This is a genomic window from Sphingorhabdus sp. M41 (assembly GCF_001586275.1).
Lineage (GTDB): Bacteria > Pseudomonadota > Alphaproteobacteria > Sphingomonadales > Sphingomonadaceae > Parasphingorhabdus.
Genome location: NZ_CP014545.1, coordinates 1,803,703 through 1,828,376 on the forward strand (window position 1 = coordinate 1,803,703; position 24,674 = coordinate 1,828,376).

Here is a 24,674-nt window from a genome sequence, read left to right on the forward strand (position 1 = left end):
GAACATCATGAAATATCCAGTCAAATCGATCGGCTTCTTATTAGCCGCCGGCTTCGCAATTTCCCCGCTTCACGCACAGCAGACATTGGATCCCGCTATCACCGATGTGGCCAATAGCGGCGATACTGCATGGATATTGACCTCCAGCGCTCTGGTCCTGTTGATGACCCTGCCTGGCCTGGCCCTGTTTTACGGCGGCCTTGTCCGCGCGAAGAATTTCCTGTCGGTTCTGATCCAGTGCATGGCGGTGGTGGGCATCTGCTCGGTACTCTGGATTGTGGTCGGTTATACGCTGGCCTTTGGCGGCGTAACCAACGGTTTTCTTGGCAGTGGCTTGAACTGGATGCTGAACAATCTCGGCAATGTCCGGGAAGGCACAGCGGTCCCCGAATCCGCCTTCGTCATGTTCCAGATGACTTTTGCCGTCATCACACCTGCGTTGATGATCGGCGCCTGGGTTGAACGCGCACGCTTTGGCTGGGTGGTTGCTTTTTGCGCGCTCTGGCTGCTGATCGTCTATGCGCCTGTGGCCCATTGGGTCTGGGGTGGCGGTTGGCTCAGCAATCTCGGCGTGCTCGACTTTGCTGGCGGTATCGTGGTTCATACCACTGCGGGTGTCTCCGCCCTGGTCGTCGCCATCATGCTCGGCAAGCGCATGGGTTGGCCCAAAACCCTGATGCTGCCGCACAGCCCTGCCCTGACTGTCGCCGGCGCAGCGATGCTCTGGGTCGGCTGGTTCGGTTTCAACGGTGGCTCCGCACTGGCTGCCACTGATGATGCATCATCGGCGATTATCAACACCCATATCGCCGCCTCCATGGCCGCTCTGGTCTGGATATTGATCGAGAAATTCAAGGTCGGCAAGCCAACCGCGGTAGGCGTAGCGACCGGCGCGATTGCCGGACTGGCAACAATCACTCCGGCGGCCGGATTTGTCGGTCCGGGCGCGTCGATCATCATTGGAGTGGCAGCAGCAATAGTCTGCTTCCTCGCGGTAGGTCTGGTGAAGAACGGCTTCAAGATTGACGACAGTCTTGATGTGTTCGCGGTTCATGGTGTCGGCGGCATGCTCGGCACTCTCATGCTTGCGCTCTTCATCGCTGAAGGTTTTGGCGGCACGGGCTATGCAGATGGCATGGCATTCGGCAGTCAGTTTGTTGCCCAGTTGATCGGTGTTGGCGCAGTCGCCATCTGGTCGGCAGTCGCCACCGCCATTCTCGGCTTCGGCATCAGCTTCATTCTGCCCATGCGGGTCAGCGAAGACGACGAGCGCGACGGACTGGATATTTCCAACCATGGCGAACGGGCCTGGGATCTGGACTGATGGGAATTTACCTTCTCCACCACGGGAGAAGCCGCGCTGTCCGCTATAGTTCGAGATGCAGAAACTGGTTGAATTCGGTCGATTGATAGTCGCCGAACGGCTCCCCGTTTTCAAAGCCACGCTTGCGATACAGGGTCAGCGCCGGTGCAAATTCGGTGCCGGACCCGGTCTCGAGACTCAGACACCGATAGCCACGTTTTCGCGCTACAGCTATAATATGGTCAAGAATGGCCAAGCCAATCCCCTTGCGGAGATGCCGGGCGTCAGTGCGCATCGACTTGATTTCACCGCTGGATAACGAAAGCTGCTTGAGCGCACCTATCCCGCACAGCTGCTCCCCTTCCCATGCCGTCCAGACGGAAACATGGGGAGACTTGAGCCCGGACACGTCGAGCGCATGGACGCTTTCCGGTGGCGAATTTTTCTGCATTCCGGCGAGATGCGCAGCCAGCAGGTTCTGGACCTGCTGGCTGCTCAGATCATCGAGCCGGATTTCCACCCTAGTCGCCGGTCAGGATACGATCCACCAGCTGCTTCACCGTCGGCACGAAGCCGTTGGAATAGAAGGGATCGGTGCCAAAATTGAAAGCGCCATGGCCGGCGAACATCAAATGTTCCTCGACCGGTGCGCCGTGGACGATTTCCTGCAGGCTCTTCTGGATACAGAAGCTGCGTGGATCGGCGAGCCGTCCGGTGCTGAAATTGTCATGGTCCTTCCACGCCGAAAAAGCGCAATGCGACAGGCAACCCATGCAATCCGCCTGATCCTTGCGAATCATCTTCGATTCTTCCGGTGTAGCAAACACCAGAGTATTGTCGGGCGTTTTCATCGCCATGGTAAAGCCGAGGCCGTCCCATTCGCGCGCACGCAACAAGTCGTTACGGGTGACCCAGAAATTCTTGCCCTTGATACCGACGTCGAGCTGGTGGGTATGCTCACCGGCTTTCTCTGTCGAATAAGGAATCTGGCGCTCGGATCGCGATTCCAGACTGCGCAGGAATTCGTTGCGCACAGCCGAGGAATAGAAACCGGTCGGCGAGAATTTGTGCAGGAGAATATCGCCTTCCTTGATCTTGGTCAGCTCGCTTTTCCAGCTTTCCGGAATCGGGCTTTCCTTGGTCAGCAAGGGCCTTGTTCCGAACTGGAAAGCAATCTGGCCGAGCTCTTCGCTATCGATCCAGTCTTGCCAGTCGCGCAAATGCCAGACACCGCCGGCCATGATGATCGGCACGCTGTCGGAAATTCCTTCGGCGCGCATTGTATCGCGCAAATCCTTGACCCGTGGATAGGGATCTTCCGGTTTCCTCGGGTCTTCCGCGTTGGACAGACCGTTGTGACCACCCGCCAGCCACGGATCTTCGTAGACCACCGCTGCCATTAATTCCGGAACCTTCTTGTAGGCCCGCTTCCACAGCGCGCGAAAGGCGCGAGCGGAGCTGATGATCGGGAGATAATTCACGCCATATTGCTGGGCAATTTCCGACAGCTTGTAGGGCATGCCCGCACCGCAGGTAACGCCGGCGATCATGCCTTTGGTCTGCTCGAGTACACCTTCCAGCACCTGTTGCGCGCCGCCCATTTCCCACAGGACGTTGATATTGATCGCGCCCTTGCCGCCCGAAATTTCATAGGCCTGTTTCACCTGCGTCACCGCACCGTCAATCGCGTACTGGATCAGTTCCTGATGCCGCTCTTCGCGTTTTCGGCCATGATAGATTTGCGGGATGACATTGCCATGTTCGTCATAGCTGTCCGCATTGACTGCGGATACCGTTCCAATACCGCCGGCAGCAGCCCAGGCTCCCGAACTGGCGTGATTGGTGGCTGCGACGCCTTTTCCACCCTCGATCAACGGCCATACTTCCTGACCATTATACTGGATGGGTTTTAAGCCCTTGAACAATGAAATCTCCTCTATTCCCCAAATGCCGATATAGACGGCGGCGCATTAAAATGCTCGAAAAAACTCTGTTATGAAACTCGTTATTTAACCGGGCCGAAATCCGCCCGTCCCAGCGCCTGACCATAAAGCAAGCCGTAGCGTCCCAGCATTTTGCTCTCATTATATTCCGCCCGCGCCTTAAGCCGGTTCTGCATCCCCAGATCTTCCCGCAATTGCTGATGCTGGACCAGAGTCGTCAGGGATTCGACGAACTTGCCTTCTTCGCCAAGTGGTTTGATAAAGCCCTGATTGGCCTGTGAGACCATCGATTTTATGTCACCGACGTCGGTTGCCACAACCGGCAAGCCGGCGGCCATCGCTTCGATCAGCGAAATCGGAAATTGTTCGCTGTCCGACGACAGGGCAAAAATGTCGAACAGCCCGATATAGCGGGCCGGGTCGGCGAGAAAGCCGGGCATTAGCAAGCGATCCGCAAGCCCCACGCGCTGCGCCTCGGCCAATATCCTGTCCTTTTCCGGCCCTTCGCCAACGATCACCAAGCGGACATTGTCGCCTGCCGCTGCGCAGGCCCGCACCAGTCGTGGCAGATTCTTGATTGCCCGCAGCCCGGCCACAGTTCCGACGACGACTTCGCCCTCGCGCCTGGTAAACCCGGGCAAAGCGCCGCGCTGCGGCTTTTTCTCGAAACGCTTCACGTCGATGCCGTTCGGAATGCGGTAAATTTTCTGCTCGGGCTGTTTCCACACATCCTTTGCGATGCGGGCGAGATTTTCCGACGGTACGACGAGCGCCTGCGCAGCCCCGAGTGCAAATTTGCGAAACAGATTCCGTTTCCAGTTGAGCTTTTTCTGCTCGTCCTCGTTAAACCCGTCTTCATGATGGATCAGCGGCGGCAGACCTTCGATCCGCGAGAAAAGCGTCCGCGCCATCACGCCGTCCATCGATCCCCAATTATAAGACAATATCAGATCGAATTGCCGAAAATAGGTGACGAATTCGCGATAACGTTTCAGCGAGGGCTTTCCCGCAAGCGATGGCGCGTCGGTCGGAAAGCTGACCTTGATCTTCGGGTCAATGGCCTCTCGGGCGGACAGGCTGCCTGCTTGGGCCGACAATATCACATGTTCGGCCGCGGCCCCGAAATGGTTCATCAGCCTGACCGCGCGTGCTTCCTTGCCGCCCAGATTGAACGTGCTGTGCAGATGCAATATCTTGGCTGGTTTCATGCGACTTTCATGCTCGGCTGTCTAAAAATATTCAGTCGATGCGGTGGAGCAATTGGTTGATCGCGTCAAGCGAGGCTGGCTCCTCCAGCGTTGGACAATGGCCTACGCGCGGGACGGTGACCAGTTCGGCCTTGTCCAGTTTTTCGAGCATTTGCTTGGCAACTCGCTCGCTGAACAGGTCCGAGAGCTCTCCGCGCAAAATCAGCGTCGGAATATCTTGCATATTCTCCAGCGCGTTCCACAGAGCGCCGCTGCCGCCACCCTTGCTGTCGAACGGCTCGGCAATCTTCATGTCATAATCCAGCTTGATTCGGCCGGAGCTGTTCATCCGGTAGACTTTCTTGGCGAAGGCGATCCAGTCTTTCAGCGTGAAATCCGGGAAAATATCGCTGCTATTCTCCGCCATGTCACGCCCGGCATGGGCCCATGTGTCAAAACTCCGTCCCTGTCCGACATGGTCGGCTATCCGATCGAGACCTTTCTGGTCCAGTTCGGGACCAATGTCGTTCAACAGCGCGCCGGCAACCCGCGCGGGGTACATTTTGGCCATTATCATCGTAATCACACCGCCCAGAGATGTGCCGAAAAATATCGCTTTCGGCATCTTCAGCTCATCCATCAGCATGATGATGTCAGAAACATATTGCTTCGGATTATAGGTACTGCTGTCCTTGGCATATTCACTCGTGCCGCGGCCTCGCAAGTCCAGCATGATGATCCGTCGACCGCCGCGAAAACCGGCCCCAAGATGTTCAAAATCGCGGGCGTTGCGAGTCAGTCCCGGCACACAGATAACCGGCGTCTTGCCGCTGTCGGAAGGATAATCGCGAGCGTGCAGTTTCAGCCCGTCATCGGATTCCCAATATATGTCCTGATAAGATGTCTCTACGGTCATGCTGCAATTAGCCTCGTCTTCCCACTTGCTGCGCAACCGATTAAACGCCACTGTCAGAAAATGCCATATAAACCGCAATTCGAACCCGGCAAGGCCGTCTATCGAGCCGATGTCCAAATCACCCGATTGGGAGAAAAGATTGGCGATCCCGTCGCCGCCGCCCAGTTTCCCGAGCATATTCTTCGCTTCAGAAACGACCGCTGGGACCAGAGTGTAGGGCTGGATAGTCTGGATGAGAAGGCATGGATCAACCATTTCGGAAAATTCCAGCCCCTGCCGGACAATCTAGATCCACCGCTGGCGCTGCGCTATCATGGCCACCAGTTCCGCAATTATAATCCGGAAATCGGAGATGGCCGCGGTTTTCTGTTCGCGCAGTTGCGGGATCATGAACAGCGGTTGATGGATCTCGGCACCAAAGGCTCGGGCACAACGCCGTGGAGCCGGTCCGGTGATGGTCGGCTTACGCTAAAGGGCGCGGTCCGCGAAATTCTTGCTACGGAAATGCTCGAAGCCCTCGGCGTCAATACCTCCAAAACATTTTCGGTGGTCGAGACGGGCGAGAAACTGTCGCGCGGCGACGAGCCCTCTCCCACCCGTTCGGCGGTAATGACCCGGTTGAGCCACAGCCATATCCGGATTGGGGCTTTCCAGCGCATCGCCTATGAGAAGAATGAAGAGTTGATGCGACAGTTGGTCGATTATTGCCTCGAAAATTATTATGGCGGCGCGCAGACTGATGATCCGGCCACGGAATTATTCGCCAGGACTGCGCAGGAAGTCGCAAAGCTGGCAGGCGCCTATATGACCGCCGGCTTTGTCCATGGAGTTCTCAATACCGACAATATCAACGTCACCGGAGAAAGCTTCGACTATGGCCCGTGGCGGTTTACGCCATATTGGGAACCCGGCTTTACCGCTGCCTATTTCGACCATGAAGGGCTTTATTGTTTTGGGCGTCAGCCAGAAGCGCTGCACTGGAATCTGGCGCAATTTGCCAGCGCGCTGCGGCTGATTGCCGATAGCGACCCACTGGTTGCCACGCTGGAATCTTTCCCGAAAGCCTATGGCACCGCATTCACCGAGCATTTTTGCTGGCGGCTTGGCGTCACATCCGAGGGCTTTGAAAGTGACCGTGATCTGGTTGTTGCCGCCGAAAAAGGTCTCGCACACAAAACCGTGCAGATTGACCAGTTTTTCCTCAATTGGGGCAAGAGTGAAAATCTCGCCCAACCGGATGATGATTCACCCGAATTTTCCGAATTTCGTACCTTGATCGCCGATCGCGCGCGCATACGGCAGCCGGTCAGCAATTATTGGCAGAAACCGGAGCCCTGTTCGATGCATATCGAAGAGGTCGAATCGATCTGGGACGCCATTGCTGTCGAAGATAACTGGGCACCACTCTCGAAAAAGATCAACGATATCCGTGAGATGGGCAAAGCTCTGCGCAACGGCTAATATATATCCCGGGGCCAAAGGACGATCGGCAATAAACCATCGTGACGGCTCTAACTCTTTAACCCCTATGGTCTATCGCGAGAGATGTGCCATATATGGTTTAACGTACAAGAAATGCTTAGAAAACAGAGGCCAATTTGAGCGACCTGATATCCATCGAACCAGCAACCGGAGCGACCCTGTGGACCGGCACCAGCGGAGATGCCGATGCTGCCGTGGCGAGCGCGCGCGAAGCCTGGCCCGGCTGGGCCGCAACTGCACTGGTCAAACGGGTCGAAGCGGTCCGGCGCTACGCCAATCGCATCCGCACCGGTAGTGATGAACTGGCCGAACTGATCTCGCGCGAAACCGGCAAGCCGCTTTGGGAATCCCGGACGGAAGTCGAATCCGTGATCAACAAGGTCGACATTTCGGTCCGGGCCTTTGCCGAACGGACCCCGCAGCGTCAGTTGCCGAGCCAGCCCAATATGCGCGCGGCCTTGCGGCACAAGCCGCACGGTGTTCTAGCCGTCCTCGGCCCCTATAACTTCCCCGCCCATCTGCCAAATGGCCATATCATCCCGGCGCTGATTGCTGGCAACACAATAGTCTTCAAGCCATCGGAAAAGACGCCTGCCGTCGGACAATATATGGTGGATGCCTTCGCAAAGGCCGGCTTGCCCACTGGCGTCGTCAATATATTGCATGGTGGCCCCGCTACCGGCAAGCAGCTTACCGCCAACGAGGGCCTGGACGGCGTGTTGTTCACCGGCTCGGCCCGAACCGGCATCGCGCTCAACCGCCAGTTTGCCACCCGGCCAGACAAGATACTGGCACTGGAAATGGGCGGAAACAATCCGATCATCGCCTGGGACACCGACGATATCCACAGCGCTGCCGTGCTGATCGTGCAGTCCGCCTTCCTGAGCGCAGGACAGCGTTGTTCGGCCGCAAGCCGGTTGATTGTGAAAGACGCGCTTTATGATCGCATAATAAAGGAAGTGAAACGGATCACCGATCGCCTGATCATCGACGAACCCTTTGCCACCCCTGCCCCGTTCATGGGGCCGGTAATCGACAATGAAACCGCCGATGGCCTGACCGAGAGCTTCCTTGCCTTGATGAGTCATGGCGGCAAGCCTATCAAACATATGGCAAGACCGATCGCGGGCCGCCCCTTTCTTACGCCCGGCATCATTGATGTCACCGATCTCGAGGAACGCCCGGATATCGAATTATTCGGACCCATCCTGCAGGTTGTTCGGGTTGCTAACTTTGAAGAAGCGATCGCCGAGGCCAATAATACCCGCTACGGCCTATCCTCTGCCCTGATCGGCGGGACGTCTCAGCAATATAACCAATATTGGTCAAATAGCCGCGCCGGCATCGTCAACTGGAATAAAATGACCGTTGGCGCTTCCTCCGAAGCCCCTTTTGGCGGGATCGGACTGTCGGGCAATCATCGACCCAGCGCTTATTATGCCGCAGATTATTGCGCCTATCCCGTCGTGTCGATGGAAGCGGAGCAAGCGAGAGCAAGAATCGGCGTTGGCCTGAAGGACGAGAGCATAGCGGACGACGACTAGCACCCGCCCGCAAAATAGCTGAGCTTAGGCCACCCCAAAAACTTCTGTTTTGAACATCCCGCACGATGCGCGCATATCGCATCTATGGAAAAAACATCAAACAGGACGCCCACGGCGGGCAAAGTCTATCTGGTCGGCGCCGGTCCGGGCGATCCCGACCTGCTGACCTTGAAGGCGGCAAAGCTGCTGCAGCGCGCCGATGTGATCGTTCACGATGGCCTGGTCAGCCGCGACATTCTCGACCTGGCATCGCCAACCGCTCGCTATATCTCGGTGGCCAAGAAGCGCTCCCTGCACAGCGTCCCGCAGGACCAGATCAACAATCTATTGGTCAGCGAGGCCGGCAAAGGCCGTTTGGTCGTGCGCCTCAAGGGCGGCGATCCCTTCATTTTCGGCCGTGGTGGTGAAGAAGCGGATGACTGCATCGCTGCAGGCGTCGCCGTGGAAGTCGTTCCCGGTATCAGCGCCGCACTCGGCTGCGCCGCACAAGCGCGTATGCCCCTCACCCACCGCGATGCTTCCAGCGCGGTTTCCTTTGTTGCCGGCCAGTGCAAAGGCCTGTCCGACCAGAACTGGTCCGGGCTTGCCGGAAAAGGCCGCACTCTGGTCATCTATATGGGCGTCGCCAACGCCGAGGCGATCGTTGAAAAACTGATCGCCGACGGCGCTGCACCGGACCTGCCGGTTGCCGTGCTCGAAAATGGCACACGCAGCGATTTTCGCGCGCTCCGCACACTGCTGACCGACCTTGGCGACATGGTGCGGCGGGAAAATGTCCGGAGCCCGGCGTTGCTCGTGGTCGGCGAAGTCGCCCGCTATGGCGATGCCGAAGACAAGTTTCGGGAATTTGCAAAAATGGCGGGAGTGATTGCATGAATATTTTGACCGGAAATGATCTCAAGACCGGCGACGTTATCTGGTGGACCGGCCTCGACTGGTCGCGCTTCGTCAAGGATGCAACCGATGTCGGTGACCAGGGTGAAGTAATCCTGCAGCGCGAGGAAGCCGCCCGCCGGGTGAACTCCCCCTATATTATCGACGCCGAACAGACCGATGACGGCCCGCGACCGGGGCACATCAAGGACCGGGTGCGCGCACTCGGACCGACCGTTCGTCCCGACCTGACATTGAAACCGGCCGATCCCGACGCCGGCTTATGGGTGATCTGACATGTATCAATATGACCAATATGACCAGAAAATGGTCGACACGCGGGTCGAGGAATTCCGCGATCAGGTGAAACGCCGTCTCGCCGGCGATCTGACCGAAGACCAGTTCAAGCCGCTCCGGCTGATGAATGGCCTTTATCTGCAGCTCCATGCCTATATGCTCCGTGTCGCGGTGCCCTATGGCACGCTGAGCGGTAAGCAGATGCGGATGCTCGGTCATATCGCGCGCAAATATGACCGCGACTACGGCCATTTCACCACGCGCCAGAATATCCAATATAACTGGATCAAGCTGGAAGACGCTCCCGATATTCTCGCCGATCTGGCATCGGTCGAAATGCACGCGATCCAGACCAGCGGCAACTGCATCCGCAACATCTCTTCCGACCAGTTCGCCGGTGCAACCGCTGACGAAATAGCCGATCCGCGTCCATGGGCCGAAATATTGCGTCAATGGTCGAGCTTTCACCCGGAATTTTCCTATCTCCCCAGGAAATTCAAATTTGCCGTGATCGCCAGCGACACCGACCGCGCAGCGATGAGGCTGCACGATATCGGCATTCAGCTGGTCCACAATGACGCGGGCGAACTGGGCGCGAAATTCTTCGTCGGCGGCGGCATGGGCCGGACTCCGATGATCGCACCGGAAATCCGCGACTTTGTTCCAGCGGATGAACTGATCAGCTATGCCGAGGCCTGCCTGCGCGTCTACAACCGCTACGGACGGCGCGACAACAAGTACAAGGCGCGGATCAAGATCCTCGTGCACGAACTCGGCAAGGAAGAATATACCCGCCAGGTCGAGGAAGAATTTGCCCATATGAAGACCCTGGGCCTCAATCCCCCGGTCGAAGAGCTGGCGCGGATCACGCAATATTTCCAGGACCCACCGTTCGACGAGCAGGCAAGCGTCGATATCGACCTGTCCGATCCTGACTTCGCCCTGTGGGTGGATCAGAACATCTCCGCGCACAAACAGCCCGGCTATGCAATTGCGACGATCAGCCTGAAACCGCGCGGCGGCATCCCCGGTGATGCCTCGTCGGCGCAAATCGACCTGATGGCCGATCTCGCCGAGCAATATAGTTTTGACGAACTGCGCGTCACGCACAGCCAGAATATCGTGCTGCCGCATGTCAAGAAAAGCGATCTATACGCTATCTGGCAGACCTTGGACGAAGCCGGCCTGGCCCCTGCCAATCTTGACCTGATCACCGACAGCATCGCCTGTCCCGGTCTGGATTATTGCAGCCTCGCCAATGCCCGCTCGATCCCCCTCGCCCAGAAAATCAGCGAGCGCTTTGCCGACCTTGGCCGTCAGCGGGAATTGGGCGAGTTGAAGCTCAAAATCTCGGGCTGCATCAATGCCTGCGGTCATCACCATGCCGGTCATATCGGCATATTGGGCGTCGACCGTAAGGGCACGGAAAATTACCAGCTGCTGCTCGGCGGTTCGGGTGCGGAAGACGCCAGCCTCGCCAAGATCACCGGCCCCGGCTTTACCGAGGATGGCGTGATCGACGCGATCGAAACCGTCACCGACCTCTATCTCGAACAACGCGAGGATGGAGAGCGATTTATCGATACCTATCGCCGTGTCGGCATGGCCCGGTTCAAGGAGGCTATTTATGGGTGATACTATCCGTTTACGCGATGATGAAGTGCATGAAGAGCCAGCGGTTTCGCTCGACTCGTTTCTCGACCAGTCCAACGCCACTGCCGTCCGTATCGAGGCGGGAGAGGATGCCCGGCAATTGCTGCCGTTTCTCGACCGTCTGTCGCTGATTGAAATCGATTTTCCGGCCTTTGGCGATGGTCGCGGCTATTCCGCTGCGCAGATCCTGCGCGAGTCCGGCTATACCGGCGAATTGCGCGCCAGCGGCGATGTGCTGCTCGATCAGGTCTCCCATATGCGCCGATGCGGCTTTGACGCGTTCGCGCCGGATTCTCCGATCAACCCGCGGTTGATGGAAGAGGCGATCCAGCGCTACGAACATGTCTATCAGGCAACTTCTGACCAGCGCACCCCAATCTGGAGGCTCCGTCATGGCTGAAGCAGCGCGCAAGGTCGACACTATCGACGTTCGGCCCGATTATACGCAGGCCGATGCCGATGCCCTGAACCAACGGTTCGAAGGCGTCGACACCACCAGCATGCTCAAGTCACTGTTCGACGAACGCCAATTGGGCGAAGTCGCGGTGGTCTCGTCATTCGGCACGGAGAGTGCCGTCCTGCTCCATCTTGTAGCAGCGGTCGATCCGACCATACCGGTAACCTTCGTCGACACGTTGAAAATGTTTCCGGAAACGCTCGAATATCGCGACACATTGATCAAGCTGCTGGGTATCAAGAATGCCAATATCGTCGCTCCCGACGCCGCGGTACTGGCGGAGAAAGACGAAAACGGTCTGCGCTGGTCTTTCGATCCCGATGGCTGCTGCGAGATTCGCAAGGTCGAGCCACTGGCTCGCGCCAAGGCCGGCCTCAATAGCTGGATTTCGGGACGCAAGGCGTTCCAGTCGGTCACCCGCAACAATATCCCGCGGTTCGAAATCGACGACGGCCGGCTGAAAATCAATCCGCTGGGCGACTGGATCAAAGATGATCTCGAAGCCTATTTCAAAAAGCATGATCTGCCGCGCCATCCGCTTGAGGCGGAAGGCTATCTCTCGGTCGGCTGCGCGCCCTGCACCTCAAAGGTCATGCCCGGCGAAGATCCCCGCGCCGGACGCTGGCGCGGTTGGGACAAGTCCGAATGCGGCATTCACGAAGATGTGACCCCGCTACCGGATGCCGACGACAAAGGCGTGAATGATCCGATTTTCTAGTTGTAGACGTTAGATTCCACGGTATTTCATGGCTTTCTTTTCATGACGACTAATCTCTTTAATCATCGGTGTTAGTTGAATCAGTGGCGATTTCCGTCGGATCAGCCCTATCGGGTCTTTAACGGATTGCGACTGAGAGCGTAAAAATAGCCGATCAACCATTTTTGTAGCCCTTTTGTTGCTTGCAATCACGATGTCTTCCGATTGTTCTACAACTGCTTGATTCATACCTCTGACTAAAATATCCGGATTTTGAGAAGAGAATGCACCGGCTATCGCGTCTTGATGAGTCAGGATGAGCAATCGATCAGGAGCATAAGGCATTATCATAAATGCATCGCTCGATATAAGCTGGTTTGACACATTAATCGGTCTGTCCGACGTTAACAGTTTTGTTGATGCACGACTTGTGTCTATCTTAAACGCGCGAAATCGTGAAATTATAGAAGTACCTTCACGTGACTCGACCAACGAAGCTAACAACTTGTTAGTCGTCGATTTAAGAACCTTTTCGAACTGTTCTCCTTGCAAACCTTGGTAAGGAGCACCGACAGTTTGATCTGCTAATTCTGCTCTAATTGCTTTAAGACGACTAGGCGAACGATGGAGCAAGGAGATCATGAATTGGGATAACGCAATCCGATCCTCAGCGCCGCCTTTTTCCGACTTATCAAGTTTCAGCAAAGCGATGGCTGCCCGATCGTCAATCTTCTGAAAAAATCTAAGCTCCAGCGACTGACTTTCTATAGGATCGGGAATATCAGGTTGTTGATAAAGATCACGCTCGTAAGCAATAGCAGAAGGTGGCTTCCACTTCCCGTCCAATGGCCCGTCCTTTCCCAATGGCCGGACGTAGCGAAAAACTTCCTTGTTTTCCGCCCATCGCTCCAAATAAAATCGAGGTAAATAATGGTGCTTTCGCGGAATACTCATTTTAACCAGCTATGATACAATCAATTAATATTCGTCCGGCGCCTCGCTATAGGCCAGATCACCGAATTTCGTAAATTCGGCTATGAAGCTCAGCTGGATATTGCCGGTGGAACCTTGACGGTTTTTCGCAACAATCACCGTCGCCTTGCCCTCTGCCTGCACATGATCCCGTTCCCAATCTTCATATTTTCTAACCTGATCGGGGGTCGAGTTGGCATCTGGTACATCTGGCTTGATCGCCATATGATAATATTCTTCGCGGAAGATGAACATCACGATGTCGGCATCCTGCTCGATCGAACCGGATTCGCGCAGATCGGACAGTTGCGGACGCTTGTCTTCCCGGCTTTCCACCTGCCGACTTAGTTGCGACAGCGCCATCACCGGCACTTGCAATTCTTTCGCCAGCGTCTTCAGGCCGCGGCTGATTTCCGAAATTTCATTGACCCGGTTGTCATTGGCCCGGCCAGAACCCTGCAGCAGCTGCAGATAGTCGACCACGATCAGGCCGATGCCCTGACGCCGCTGCAACCGCCGTGCCCGCGTCCGCAGCGCGGCAATGGTCAAACCGGGCGTATCATCGATGAACAGCGGCAGATCCTGCAATTCCCGCGACGCCATGGCAAGCCGGTGCATTTCGTCCCGGCTGATCGATCCCATGCGCAATTTTTCCGAACTTATCTCGGCCTGCTCCGACAATATTCTGGTGGCCAGCTGGTCGGCCGACATTTCGAGGCTGAAGAAAGCGGTCTTGGCGCCGAGGGAATCTTCCGGCGCAATGCCGTCATTCATGTCGCGCAAATAGCGGTTCGCCGCGTTGAAGGCGATATTGGTGGCCAGCGACGTCTTGCCCATGCCCGGACGTCCGGCAAGAATCAGCAAATCGCTCCGGTGCAAACCGCCCATTTTGGCGTTCACATCGGTCAGGCCGGTGGTGATGCCCGACACCTTGCCGCCGCTGTTGAAGGCGCGCTCGACATTGTTGAGAGCCTCAGTCGACGCTTGCAGAAACGACCGGACGCCGCCTTCCTGCGCCTCGCCTTCAGATACCCGGTATAAAGCCGTTTCCGCTTCCTCGATCTGCTCCTTCGGATCAACCGTCTCGCTGGTATCCAGCGCGCTTTCAACAAGCGTACGTCCGACACTGACCAGTTCGCGAAGCAGCGCCAGATCGTAGATCTGGTTGGCAAAATCGCGGGCACCGATCAGGCCGGCGCCGTCACCGGTCAATTTGGCGAGATAGGAAGGGCCGCCCAGCGCCTTCATCGCTTCGTCCGACTCGAAATAGGGTTTCAGGGTCACCGGGGTGGCGACCATATTCTTGTCGAGCAGCTTCAACGCCTGTTCGTAGATCCGCCCGTGCAACGGTTCGTAAAAATGGTCCGATCGCAGGCGGGTCTGCACATCTTCGGCAACCCGGTTGTCGATCAGCAGCGCGCCAAGAAAAGTCGCCTCTGCCTCGACATTGCGCGGCAGGCGCTGTTCATCACTCTCGTCATTCTGGAAACGCATCAATTCGGCCATGGCTCCTCATCCACCCAGAATCGATTCTGGGCAAGGGGCGCTTCGAAAAATTTGGTAAAGTCCCGGGGACAGTCCTGTGGAAAAAATCCTGTCACGGTGCTGCACTGCAAAAACCCTTGTCCTGAGACCAGTGCTGCGGCAACAGGGCGCAATGTCCGATCCGCGCATCATCTCCGTCGAACTCGACGAAGCCACGATATTGTGGCGCAATGCCGATATCGAACAGGAGCGACGGATCGCAATTTTTGATCTGATCGAAGAAAATTATTTCAAGCCGCTCAAACAGCATGAGGATGGCTATGCCGGGCCCTATCAGCTTCAGCTCAGCGTTCAGGAGGGCCGACTGGTAATCTCTATTGGCCGCGAAAATGGCGAGCCGCTGGAAACCTTGATCCTCGCTCTCGGGCGGTTTCGGCGTCCGATCCGCGACTATTTTGCCATTTGCGACAGCTATTATCAGGCAATTCGCAAAGCGAGCGCTGCGGAAATCGAAACCATCGACATGGCCCGGCGCGGGGTCCACGATCAGGGAGCTGAATTGCTGATCGAGCGGCTGGAAGGGAAGATCGACGTTGATTTCAAGACCGCGCGACGCCTCTTCACATTAATTTGCGTATTGCATATCAAGAATTGAGTTATTTTCCGCTGCGTATCAGGGAACCAGGGTGGCCAATCGAAGCATAAGAAAAACAATCATCAGCCTGGCCACGATCGTCGTGGTCATACTGGTTCTCGCGTTCATCCTGCGCAATATTGCGGTCAGCTGGGCGCCTTCCCGCGACCAATATCCGGTACAGGGTATCTCGGTCAATGAAAGCCATGGTGAGATCATATGGCATGTCGCCGGGGCAACAGGCGTTGACTTCGCCTATATCCAGGCCACCGCTGGCGCCGAAAAAAGGGACGCGAATTTCGCCGCGAATGTCGAGGGAGCCCGGGAAGCGGGCATACGCTATGGCGCGCTCCACGATTATTCGCTCTGTCGACTAGCTACAGATCAGGCCACCATGTTTGTGACCACCGTCCCGCGCGGCGAAAATATGCTGCCTCCCGCAGTCCGCCTGGCCTTTGACAATGGGTGCGGAGACCGCCCTGGCCGAGCGCTCGTGCTTAGCGAACTCAACACCTTTCTAAACCAGATCGAGTCCCATAGCGAAAAGCGCGCGATTATCGCGGTATCGCGCGAATTCGAGGAACTGTATAATATCAGCAGCGGCATCGACCGGACCTTCTGGCTGGAAGCCAATTTTTTCCCGCCCGACTATGCTACCAAGCCCTGGGTGATGTGGCGCGCTTCCGACATGCGCCGAATCAGCGGGGTTGACGGCCCGATAAACTGGAACGTAGTGCGACCATGACCACCAACAGGAAATTGATATGAGCATATTATCCGACCGCTGGATCCGCAATGAAGCGAAACATTCCCGCATGATCGAACCTTTTGTCGAAGGCCAGAAACGAGAAGGATGCATCAGCTACGGCCTGTCCTCCTATGGCTATGACGCTCGGGTGTCGGACGAATTCAAGATTTTCACCAATGTCGACAATGCCGTCGTCGATCCGAAGAATTTTGCCGAAAACAGCTTCGTCGACCGCAAGACCGACTGCTGCATCATTCCGCCGAACAGTTTCGCGCTGGCCCGTACAGTGGAATATTTCCGGATACCGCGCGACGTGCTGGTCATATGTCTTGGAAAATCCACTTATGCCCGCTGCGGTATCATCGTCAATGTCACGCCGCTCGAGCCGGAATGGGAAGGCCATGTGACTCTGGAATTTTCCAACACCAGTCCCCTGCCCGCCAAAATCTACGCCAACGAGGGCGCCTGCCAGTTTCTGTTCCTCAAGGGCAACGAGCCTTGCGAGACCAGCTATGCTGATCGCTCGGGCAAATATATGCGGCAAAAGGGTGTGACTCTGGCCAAACTCTAGGCCATAGCGGGACCAATTAATTCACCGATTAAATAATCTGCAGGAGAGCCAGTCATGTCCGTAGCAAAAGAATTTGACGTCATCATCTATGGTTCAACCGGCTACACCGGCCGTCTCGTCGCCGAATATATGGCGCAGCAATATGGTATCGGCAAAGACGCTCCCAAATGGGCGATGGCTGGCCGCAGCCTCGAAAAGCTCGAAGAAGTTCGCGATCTGATCGGCGCGCCCAAAGATACGCCACTGGTCGTCGCTGATTCCGATGATGCCGCTTCGATAGACATGATGGCAAGCCGCACCAAGGTCGTGCTGACCACCGTCGGTCCCTATCAATTATACGGCGACGAACTGGTCGCCGCCTGCGTCAAGAACGGCACCCATTATGTCGATCTGTGCGGCGAGCCCGGATGGATGCGCAAGATGATTGACGAGCACCAGGAAGCGGCTGAAAAATCGGGTGCACAAATCTGCTTCTCCTGCGGCTTTGACTCGATCCCGTTCGATCTCGGCGTGCTGATGTTGCAGAAGGAAATGGACAAGCGTTTCGGCAAGCCTGCTACCCGCGTCAAAGGGCGCGTTCGTGCCATGGAAGGCACATTTTCCGGCGGAACTGCGGCCAGCCTGAAAGAAACCATGAAGGCGATCGCAAAAAACCCCGGTCTCGTCAAAATCCTGGCGAGCAGCTTTGGCCTGACGCCCGGGTTCGAAGGGCCGGATCAGCCCAATATGCTGATCCCCAAATACGACAAGACCATCGACAGCTGGGTGGCACCGTTCATCATGGCGGCAATCAACACGAAAAATGTCCATCGGACCAACTTCCTGCTCGACTTCCCGTTTGGTGAAGACTTCAAATATGATGAGATGGTTGTCACCAGCCCCGGTGATCTCGGCAAGAAGGCCGCTGAAATGATGGCGAAGGCCAACCCCCTTGGCGGCGAGGATGGCCCTAAGCCGGGCGAAGGCCCCACCAAAGAGCAACGCGAAAATGGTTATTATGACCTCTTGTTCATCGGCGAGACCGCAGATGGCGAAACAGCCAGCCTGTGCGTCAAGGGCGACAAGGATCCCGGCTATGGCTCGACCTCCAAGATGATCGCTGAATCGGCACTTTGCCTGGCTCAGGACAATATCAAAAAGGGCGGTGGTGTCTGGACACCGGGCGCGCTGATGGGCAAAAAACTGGTGCAACGTCTGGAAGACAATGCCGGCCTCAGCTTCGTTGTCGAAAGCTGACTATCCTCAGCAACCATTCAGGTCCTTTTACCCTATTACGCCAGCCTGAAAAAATATGATCATTCGCCCTTGAAACTCCGTTTCGCAGGACAAAATTGTACGCATCATGCTTAATCGTCTTCTACGCAGAAAAAAACCTGTTCAACCGATCGATAGCGCGACTATCCCTGAGGGGCGGCGCGTCTATGCGATCGGCGATATCCATGGTCGCAATGATCTTTTGCAGCAACTGCTCGAGAAGATCATCAAGGATGACGGCGAACGGGGTGACCTTCAAAGCGAGATCATCTTTCTCGGTGATCTGGTCGATCGCGGTCCTGATAGCGCAGGTGTCCTCAACACCGCGATCCAGGCGAAGAAAGAATTGGGTAATGTCCGTTTCCTGATGGGTAATCACGAAGAAGTCTATCTGGCAGCGGCCACGGGTGACGAAAAATCCGTCCGTTTTTTCAACCGCATCGGCGGACGTGAGACGATCTTGAGCTACGAGATCACCATGAAGGAATATATGGAACTGGATATGACGCAATTGGCAGAGCGCATTCCAGAACTATTCCCCCGGGAGCATATCGATTTTGTCGCAGGCTTCGAGGATCAGATCACCATCGGTGATTATGCCTTTGTCCACGCTGGCATCCGTCCCGGCCTGCCGCTCTCGGAACAGCGTCAGAAAGACCTCCGATGGATCCGCGAAGAGTTTCTGTCCGCTCCAGAAGCGCATGAAAAGATTATCGTCTACGGCCACACGATCAATGATGAGGTGGTGGAGACCGGAACCCGCATCGGTATCGACACAGGCGCCTATTATTCCGACAAGCTCACTGCACTGGCACTGCAGGGTTCGGAACGCTGGTATCTCGACACAGTTTCATAAAAAACGGCGGAACCGAAAGGCCCCGCCATATTCCGGTCCGACAAGAGGACCATTTTTATATTGAATATGCTGCTGCTTATGCGACCTGCGCGGTTGGCGCGATTTCCTCGTCCATATCCCGAAGAACATAGCCCCTGCCCCATACGGTCTCGATATAATTTTCGCCGCCGCAAGCCAGAGACAGTTTTTTGCGCAGCTTGCAGATAAATACATCGATGATCTTGAGTTCGGGTTCGTCCATCCCGCCATATAGATGGTTGAGGAACATTTCCTTGGTCAGCGTCGTTCCCTTTCGCAGGGAGAGCAGCTCCAGCATGGCATATTCCTTGCCTGTCAGATGAACACGATTGCCGTCGACTTCGACCGTCTTGGCATCAAGGTTCACAGCCAGCTTGCCGGTGCGGATAACGCTCTGCGAATGGCCCTTTGAACGGCGAACAACTGCATGGATACGGGCAACCAGTTCGTCCCGGTGGAACGGTTTGGTTACATAATCATCGGCGCCGAAACCAAAGCTGCGGACCTTGCTGTCCATTTCACTGATGCCGGAAAGAATGAGGACCGGCGTCTGCACTTTCGCAACGCGCAGCTTCTTGAGTACGTCATAACCATGCATGTCGGGCAGGTTGAGATCGAGCAATATGATATCGTAATCATAGAGCTTGCCGAGATCGAGGCCCTCTTCGCCCAGATCCGTCGTATATACGTTGAAACCTTCGGTCGTCAGCATCAGCTCAATCGCTTTTGCGGTCGTTGGTTCATCTTCAATCAGCAGCACGCGCATCAGGCAGCCCCTTTTTTCTTAATTACTCGCTCGGATCGATCACTGTGCCGACCCGATGGATCATTTATTAACCATAAGATGAATGAACGTAAAAGGTTAATTTTTACTTAAGGCAGGAGTCAGCACGAGTCGCGCCAGGTTCAATGACTCTGTAACCCGCAGAAATGACTCGTTTCAGGACTGCCCGACAAGGCGAAAAAAAAATTAACTTTTTGCCGTTTCTGATCGAAAATCGTCACCCTTGTGTCAATATCGACATGTTTCTGTGGTAAATCGGTCGCGCTCAGAGCGAGTTTATTTCCTTTTGGTAAGCTTCCTTAACAAGCACTGTCACGCACAGGCGCATCAGGCTAGGAACTCTATATGGTTGATATTCCCGAAAGTGCGATCACCGAAACATTTCTGGCCGCCAGCGGACCCGGTGGGCAGAATGTCAATAAAGTGGCAACCGCAGTGCAGATGCGCGTCAATATCTATGCTCTGGGCCTCGAGCCCTATGCGTTCCGCAAATTGAAAATACTCGCGGGACGAAAAATGACCAGCGGCGGTGAACTGATATTCACGGTTCGCGAATATCGTACCCGGGAAGCCAATCGCGCGGAAGCGCGGCGGCGCGTGGCGGAAATGATCGAGCAGGCCTATCAACGCGATGCCCGCAGGATCAAGACCCGCCCGAGCAGAGCCGCCAAAGCCCGCCGGGTTGATACGAAAAAGAAGAAATCCTCGGTCAAGAAAACGCGCGGAAAGCCGAAACTCGACTAAGCGCGCCCGACCAGAATTTGACTGGCGAGCTCGCCCGGTGTTTGGTTTCCTGTTGGCAAAGCGTCCACATTCCCCATAAGATATGCTGTTACAAAAGGGGATATCGATGAAAACGCGCTATATACTCGCAATATGTTGCCTGCCATCCTTTGCAACGGCTGGCTTGGCCAGTGATGGCGATGACGCCCGCCGGTTTACCGCCGAGCGCGTGTTCGATCTCGAATATGCCGACGACCCCCAGATCTCGCCCGATGGCTCCACCATCGTCTATGCGCGCAAATCAATGGACAGGTTCGCCGACCAGCTTGTCAGCGATTTGTGGACGATTGACACCCGAAGCGGCAGTCATCGTCCGCTGGTCAGCGGACAGGGTTCCAGTTCCTCCGTTCGCTGGTCACCAGATGGCGATCGCCTGATCTATCTGACCTCGACCAACGGCAAGCCGGACCTGCGCCTCCGATACCAGGACAGTGGAGAAAGCTTTTCACTGGCGCAGCTGGAACAGGGCCCCAGCGCTCCGGTCTGGTCTCCCGATGGCAAGAGCATCGCCTTTTCCATGCTGGTTCCGGACGAGCGCACGGCCTTCGCCAAACCACCGAAAAGCCCAGAGGGTGCCGACTGGGCAAAACCGGTCCGTGTCATCGATGATCTGGTTTTCCGCTTCGACGGCGCTGGCTACTTGCCAAAGGGAAAGACCCAGATTTTTACGTTGAGCGCCGAGGGTGGCACGCCGCGACAGGTAACCCATGGCGAAAATGGTTTTGATACACCGCAATGGCTGGGCAACAATGCTCTGCTCGTAACCGGAAACGAAGGCGAAAATGCCGACCTCGATCCGATAGAAAGCGAAATCTATCGGGTCGACCTGACCAGCCAGACGGTAAGCGCGCTGACCCAGCGCGATGGCCCTGATTTTGCGCCGCTTGTTGCGCCCAACGGCTCCCGCATCGCCTATCGGGGATATGACGACAAGCTTAAATCCTATCAGCAGACCGATGTGTACGTGATGGCACCCGACGGAACCGGCGTGCAAAACCTGACGGCAAATTTTGACCGGTCGATCGACAGCATTGCCTGGCGGGCGGACAGTCGGGCACTGGTCGGTCAAACCGAAGTCGACGGCATGTTGACGCTGGTATCCATTGATCTGGCAGGCAATGTCCGAAATCTGATCGGGGATATCGGCGGCACGTCGCTTGGTCGCCCCTATGCGGCCGGCAGTTTTTCTGTCGCCAGCAAGGCCGGTGGCAGTACTCCTGTCATCGCTTATACCAAAGGCAGCAGCAACCGCCCCGCCGAAGTCGCACTGACCCGCGGCAGCGGTAACGGCCGTCAACTAACCCGTTTGAACGAGGATGCGCTCGGCCATCTGGATCTTGCCCGGATCGAAGAGATAAAGGTCTCGTCCACCCATGACGGCAGGGAAATCGAGGCATGGGTCGCCCTGCCCCCGGACTTCCGGCCCGATGGCTCCTTTCCGATGATTTTGGAGATCCATGGCGGGCCGAACACCATGTATGGCCCCTATTTTGCCGCCGAGATCCAGCGCTATGCCGCGCAAGGCTATGTGACGGTCTACGCCAATCCACGCGGCTCGACCGGCTATGGTGAAACTTTTGCCCAGCTGATCGATCTCGATTATCCTGGCAGGGACCATGATGATCTGATGAGCGTGGTCGATGCCCTGCTCGCCAAAAATTATGTCAGCAAGGACCGGCTGTTCATCACCGGTGGATCGGGTGGCGGCGTGCTCACCGCATGGGCGGTGGGAAAAACCGATCGCTTCGCAGCCGCCGCAACCGTCAAACCAGTGATCAACTGGACCAGCATGGCCCTCGCCGGGGATATCGCCCGGTTCGTCAGCCGCCACTGGTTCCGCGCACAGCCATGGGAACAGCCCGAAGAATATTGGCGGCGTTCTCCACTTTCCATCGTCAATAATGTCAAGACACCGACGATGGTGATGGTGGGAGAAGCCGACTGGCGCACACCGGCTTGGGAAGCCGAACAATTCTACACTGCATTAAAGGTCCAGAATGTCGACACCGTGCTTGTGCGGGTACCGGGGGCATCCCATCTCATTGCACGCAGACCAAGCCAGCTCATTGCCAAGGTCGACAATATCATGGGCTGGTTTGAAAAACATGATCCGGTAAAGAAACCGGAATCTCAAACTCAGCCTGAAAGGCAGTAAACACAGCCATGCTCGACATCGCCATAGATCCGGATCAACCCGCAACAGAATTTTACGCTGACCTCACCTCATCTGCCGCCGCGCTGGTCGACGGGGAGCCTGATGCTATCGCCAATATGGCAAATATCGCCGCTTTGATCTGGCAATATATGCCCGGACTTAACTGGGCCGGGTTCTATCGCGTTGTGGACGATGAACTGGTACTGGGCCCGTTTCAGGGTAAAACCGCCTGTATCCGGATCGCGATGGGGGCCGGCGTATGCGGCACCGCGGCGGCGACCGGTAAAGTGCAGCGGGTCGCCGATGTCCACGCCTTCCCCGGTCACATCGCCTGCGATGCCGATAGCCGCAGCGAACTGGTCATTCCGGTTCTGAAAAATGGAGAGGTCATCGCCGTGCTCGACCTCGACAGTCCCCTGCCCGACCGCTTTGGATCGGAAGATGAGGCGGGACTGGTCCCGCTGATCAAGGCTGTTGCTAATAATCTTGGTTAATTTTCCGGTAACCAACCTGCCCCAATACGAGACAAAGCGTTAATTCCGCTCAATTTTACGACCGGCTAATGGCCAACCGCTACGAAAAATGGTAAATGTTTGTTAACCAGATTTCGGTCGGACATGCTTGATGCATGTCTGGAACTAGGGAGTTGTTAACCATGAAGACCCTTTTACTTGCAGGCCTTGGCGGTATGCTGACGGTTGCATCAGCACCGGCAATCGCCGCCATCGACTCGACTTCGGATGATGTTTTGGCGCCTGCCGTCGATCTCGCCTTTGCGTCCTCCAAGGCTCTGGCAAGTCCTGCAGCAGGCGCCAAGACCATATCGCGCATGGGCAATGCGGGTCAGATGCGGAATATGGGCCATGCGCGCGGGATGAAATCGACGGGCAACATGCGCCAGATGAAAGCCTATCGCCACGCTGGCAGTTATGTGCGTCAGGGCCGAATGGGCTATGACAAAGGCTATCGCAAACCCCATCGCGGCTTCCGTCTGCCGCGCACCTATATCCAACCCAGCTATTTCATCGGAAATTTCGGCTATTATGGACTGAGTCAGCCAAATTACGGCTATGGCTGGTCGCGCTATTATGATGATGCCGTTCTGACGGACCGCTACGGCGTGGTTCAGGACGCTCGCTATAATGTCGACTGGGACCGCTATAATCAGGGCTATCATGACGGCTATCGCGACGGTCAGGCCACCTATGACCCGGGTGTTTTCATCGGCGATGACCGCGTGGTGGCCACACCGCATGCCTATAACAGCGACCAGTCTACCTACCAGGGCGATTGGGACGGCGCTTATCGCGAGGACGGCAGCTATCAGGGTGAATGGCAAGGCACCTATCGTGATGCCGACGGTCAGGTCTATGAAGGCGAATATTCCGGAACATTCATCGGTGATTCCAACATGTCCCCCCATTGGGGCGCGCGCGCGGACAGAAATGCGGGATCCGATCGCTATGACCGTTATCCAGATGAGCGGGACTTCGACCGCCAGCGTTCGGAAGAATTGGCCTATCTCGAAAACTGCAAGAAAAGCAGTGGCATTGGCGGGGCCATTGTCGGCGGTGCTGTAGGTGCCTTTGCGGGCAATCGTATCGCGGGCCGCGGCAACCGACTCGGCGGTTCGCTAATCGGTGGCGGGCTTGGCGCGGTCGCGGGTGCTGCCATTGATCAGGGAAGCGATCGCTGCCGCAAGCTGCTCAAGAAATATGGCTATGAACAGCAACACACCACCCGACAACCGGATTATCCGCCGGTTCACCATCGTCGTCCGCCGCAGCCTCATCCGACCTATCCCAGCGGCTGGAATGGATATTATAGCCCCGGCTATTATTATCCCCAGCCCCAGCAACCCATGATCACGACAATCGTCGTGCAATCTGCTCCGGTCACAACCACAACGACCACGACTTATGTTGAAGAGGAAGTGATCTATAGCAAGCCGACTTACAAAAAGCGGTGGAAACCGGCACCCAAGAAAGTGTGGAAGCCAGCCGCAAAGGCTGTGCCGCTAAAAGGTTGTCAACAAGCGCGCTGCATGTACGACTGAGCGCCT

Annotated in this window: 24 protein-coding genes; 17 read left to right on the forward strand and 7 right to left on the reverse strand. The window is 56.2% G+C overall.

Features of this window, described 5'->3' with window-relative positions:
• Window positions 1-7 precede the first annotated feature (7 nt).
• Entirely contained in the window at window positions 8-1,324 is a 1,317-nt protein-coding gene (locus tag AZE99_RS08605; protein ID WP_082788297.1) for an ammonium transporter, read from the forward strand.
• Window positions 1,325-1,367: 43 nt separating this feature from the next.
• Here AZE99_RS08605 and AZE99_RS08610 read toward each other — a convergent pair whose 3' ends face one another.
• The 4 genes from AZE99_RS08610 to AZE99_RS08625 all read right to left on the reverse strand — a co-directional run bounded on the left by AZE99_RS08610 (window position 1,368) and on the right by AZE99_RS08625 (window position 5,349).
• Window positions 1,368-1,823, reverse strand: a complete 456-nt coding sequence (locus AZE99_RS08610; protein ID WP_067199875.1) for a GNAT family N-acetyltransferase — start codon at window positions 1,821-1,823, stop codon at window positions 1,368-1,370.
• A 1-nt stretch (window position 1,824) separates the two neighbouring features.
• A complete protein-coding gene (locus AZE99_RS08615; protein ID WP_067199878.1) occupies window positions 1,825-3,228 on the reverse strand; it encodes an NAD(P)H-dependent flavin oxidoreductase in 1,404 nt (467 codons plus the stop codon).
• Between the two features lie 80 nt (window positions 3,229-3,308).
• Window positions 3,309-4,454: a glycosyltransferase family 4 protein gene (locus AZE99_RS08620; RefSeq protein ID WP_067199881.1), complete on the reverse strand. Its 1,146-nt coding sequence runs from the start codon at window positions 4,452-4,454 to the stop codon at window positions 3,309-3,311.
• Window positions 4,455-4,485: 31 nt separating this feature from the next.
• A complete protein-coding gene (locus AZE99_RS08625) occupies window positions 4,486-5,349 on the reverse strand; it encodes an alpha/beta fold hydrolase (RefSeq protein ID WP_067199883.1) in 864 nt (287 codons plus the stop codon).
• A 60-nt stretch (window positions 5,350-5,409) separates the two neighbouring features.
• On the opposite strand from AZE99_RS08625, the gene AZE99_RS08630 reads away from it, so the two are divergent.
• The 7 genes from AZE99_RS08630 (at window position 5,410) to AZE99_RS08660 (ending at window position 12,373) form a co-directional block, all read left to right on the forward strand.
• Window positions 5,410-6,810: a protein adenylyltransferase SelO family protein gene (locus AZE99_RS08630; protein ID WP_067199885.1), complete on the forward strand. Its 1,401-nt coding sequence runs from the start codon at window positions 5,410-5,412 to the stop codon at window positions 6,808-6,810.
• A gap of 137 nt (window positions 6,811-6,947) precedes the next feature.
• Entirely contained in the window at window positions 6,948-8,375 is a 1,428-nt protein-coding gene (astD, locus tag AZE99_RS08635; RefSeq protein ID WP_067199888.1) for a succinylglutamate-semialdehyde dehydrogenase, read from the forward strand.
• Window positions 8,376-8,459: 84 nt separating this feature from the next.
• Complete coding sequence (gene cobA, locus AZE99_RS08640; protein WP_067199891.1) at window positions 8,460-9,251, forward strand: uroporphyrinogen-III C-methyltransferase; 792 nt, start codon at window positions 8,460-8,462, stop codon at window positions 9,249-9,251.
• Window positions 9,248-9,544 (forward strand): DUF2849 domain-containing protein, encoded by a 297-nt coding sequence (locus AZE99_RS08645; protein WP_067199892.1) that lies wholly within the window; start codon window positions 9,248-9,250, stop codon window positions 9,542-9,544. The genes cobA and AZE99_RS08645 overlap by 4 nt, the downstream gene beginning before the upstream one ends.
• Before the next feature lies 1 nt (window position 9,545).
• Window positions 9,546-11,180, forward strand: a complete 1,635-nt coding sequence (locus AZE99_RS08650; protein ID WP_067199895.1) for a nitrite/sulfite reductase — start codon at window positions 9,546-9,548, stop codon at window positions 11,178-11,180.
• Window positions 11,173-11,598, forward strand: a complete 426-nt coding sequence (locus AZE99_RS08655; RefSeq protein WP_067199898.1) for a DUF934 domain-containing protein — start codon at window positions 11,173-11,175, stop codon at window positions 11,596-11,598. Before AZE99_RS08650 ends, AZE99_RS08655 begins: the two co-directional genes overlap by 8 nt.
• Window positions 11,591-12,373 (forward strand): phosphoadenylyl-sulfate reductase, encoded by a 783-nt coding sequence (locus tag AZE99_RS08660; RefSeq protein ID WP_067199901.1) that lies wholly within the window; start codon window positions 11,591-11,593, stop codon window positions 12,371-12,373. Before AZE99_RS08655 ends, AZE99_RS08660 begins: the two co-directional genes overlap by 8 nt.
• Window positions 12,374-12,382: 9 nt before the next feature.
• Here AZE99_RS08660 and AZE99_RS08665 read toward each other — a convergent pair whose 3' ends face one another.
• Entirely contained in the window at window positions 12,383-13,306 is a 924-nt protein-coding gene (locus tag AZE99_RS08665; protein WP_082788298.1) for a DUF4238 domain-containing protein, read from the reverse strand.
• Window positions 13,307-13,330: 24 nt separating this feature from the next.
• Window positions 13,331-14,830 carry a replicative DNA helicase gene (locus AZE99_RS08670; RefSeq protein ID WP_067199907.1) on the reverse strand — a complete coding sequence of 500 codons (1,500 nt, stop codon included), beginning with the start codon at window positions 14,828-14,830 and terminating at the stop codon, window positions 13,331-13,333.
• Window positions 14,831-14,981: 151 nt separating this feature from the next.
• Here AZE99_RS08670 and AZE99_RS08675 point away from each other — a divergent pair, with 151 nt between their 5' ends.
• The 5 genes from AZE99_RS08675 to AZE99_RS08695 all read left to right on the forward strand — a co-directional run bounded on the left by AZE99_RS08675 (window position 14,982) and on the right by AZE99_RS08695 (window position 18,872).
• Window positions 14,982-15,464 carry a UPF0262 family protein gene (locus AZE99_RS08675; RefSeq protein WP_067203463.1) on the forward strand — a complete coding sequence of 161 codons (483 nt, stop codon included), beginning with the start codon at window positions 14,982-14,984 and terminating at the stop codon, window positions 15,462-15,464.
• Window positions 15,465-15,495: 31 nt separating this feature from the next.
• Window positions 15,496-16,188: a glycoside hydrolase family 25 protein gene (locus AZE99_RS08680; RefSeq protein WP_231862572.1), complete on the forward strand. Its 693-nt coding sequence runs from the start codon at window positions 15,496-15,498 to the stop codon at window positions 16,186-16,188.
• Between the two features lie 19 nt (window positions 16,189-16,207).
• Window positions 16,208-16,762, forward strand: a complete 555-nt coding sequence (gene dcd, locus AZE99_RS08685; RefSeq protein WP_067199910.1) for a dCTP deaminase — start codon at window positions 16,208-16,210, stop codon at window positions 16,760-16,762.
• A gap of 54 nt (window positions 16,763-16,816) precedes the next feature.
• Window positions 16,817-17,998 (forward strand): saccharopine dehydrogenase family protein, encoded by a 1,182-nt coding sequence (locus AZE99_RS08690; protein WP_067199913.1) that lies wholly within the window; start codon window positions 16,817-16,819, stop codon window positions 17,996-17,998.
• 106 nt (window positions 17,999-18,104) lie between these two features.
• The gene (locus AZE99_RS08695; protein ID WP_067199916.1) at window positions 18,105-18,872 is read left to right on the forward strand and encodes a metallophosphoesterase family protein; all 768 of its coding nucleotides are present in this window, start codon (window positions 18,105-18,107) and stop codon (window positions 18,870-18,872) included.
• 76 nt (window positions 18,873-18,948) lie between these two features.
• Here AZE99_RS08695 and ctrA read toward each other — a convergent pair whose 3' ends face one another.
• A complete protein-coding gene (gene ctrA / locus AZE99_RS08700) occupies window positions 18,949-19,656 on the reverse strand; it encodes a response regulator transcription factor CtrA (RefSeq protein ID WP_067199918.1) in 708 nt (235 codons plus the stop codon).
• 363 nt (window positions 19,657-20,019) lie between these two features.
• Between ctrA and arfB the strand changes: the two genes are divergently transcribed.
• The 4 genes from arfB to AZE99_RS16400 all read left to right on the forward strand — a co-directional run bounded on the left by arfB (window position 20,020) and on the right by AZE99_RS16400 (window position 24,668).
• The gene (gene arfB / locus AZE99_RS08705) at window positions 20,020-20,418 is read left to right on the forward strand and encodes an alternative ribosome rescue aminoacyl-tRNA hydrolase ArfB (RefSeq protein ID WP_067199920.1); all 399 of its coding nucleotides are present in this window, start codon (window positions 20,020-20,022) and stop codon (window positions 20,416-20,418) included.
• Window positions 20,419-20,524: 106 nt separating this feature from the next.
• Window positions 20,525-22,612 (forward strand): S9 family peptidase, encoded by a 2,088-nt coding sequence (locus AZE99_RS08710; protein ID WP_156472174.1) that lies wholly within the window; start codon window positions 20,525-20,527, stop codon window positions 22,610-22,612.
• Between the two features lie 8 nt (window positions 22,613-22,620).
• Window positions 22,621-23,106 carry a GAF domain-containing protein gene (locus AZE99_RS08715; protein WP_067199923.1) on the forward strand — a complete coding sequence of 162 codons (486 nt, stop codon included), beginning with the start codon at window positions 22,621-22,623 and terminating at the stop codon, window positions 23,104-23,106.
• 161 nt (window positions 23,107-23,267) lie between these two features.
• Window positions 23,268-24,668 (forward strand): RcnB family protein, encoded by a 1,401-nt coding sequence (locus AZE99_RS16400; protein ID WP_067199926.1) that lies wholly within the window; start codon window positions 23,268-23,270, stop codon window positions 24,666-24,668.
• Window positions 24,669-24,674 lie beyond the last annotated feature (6 nt).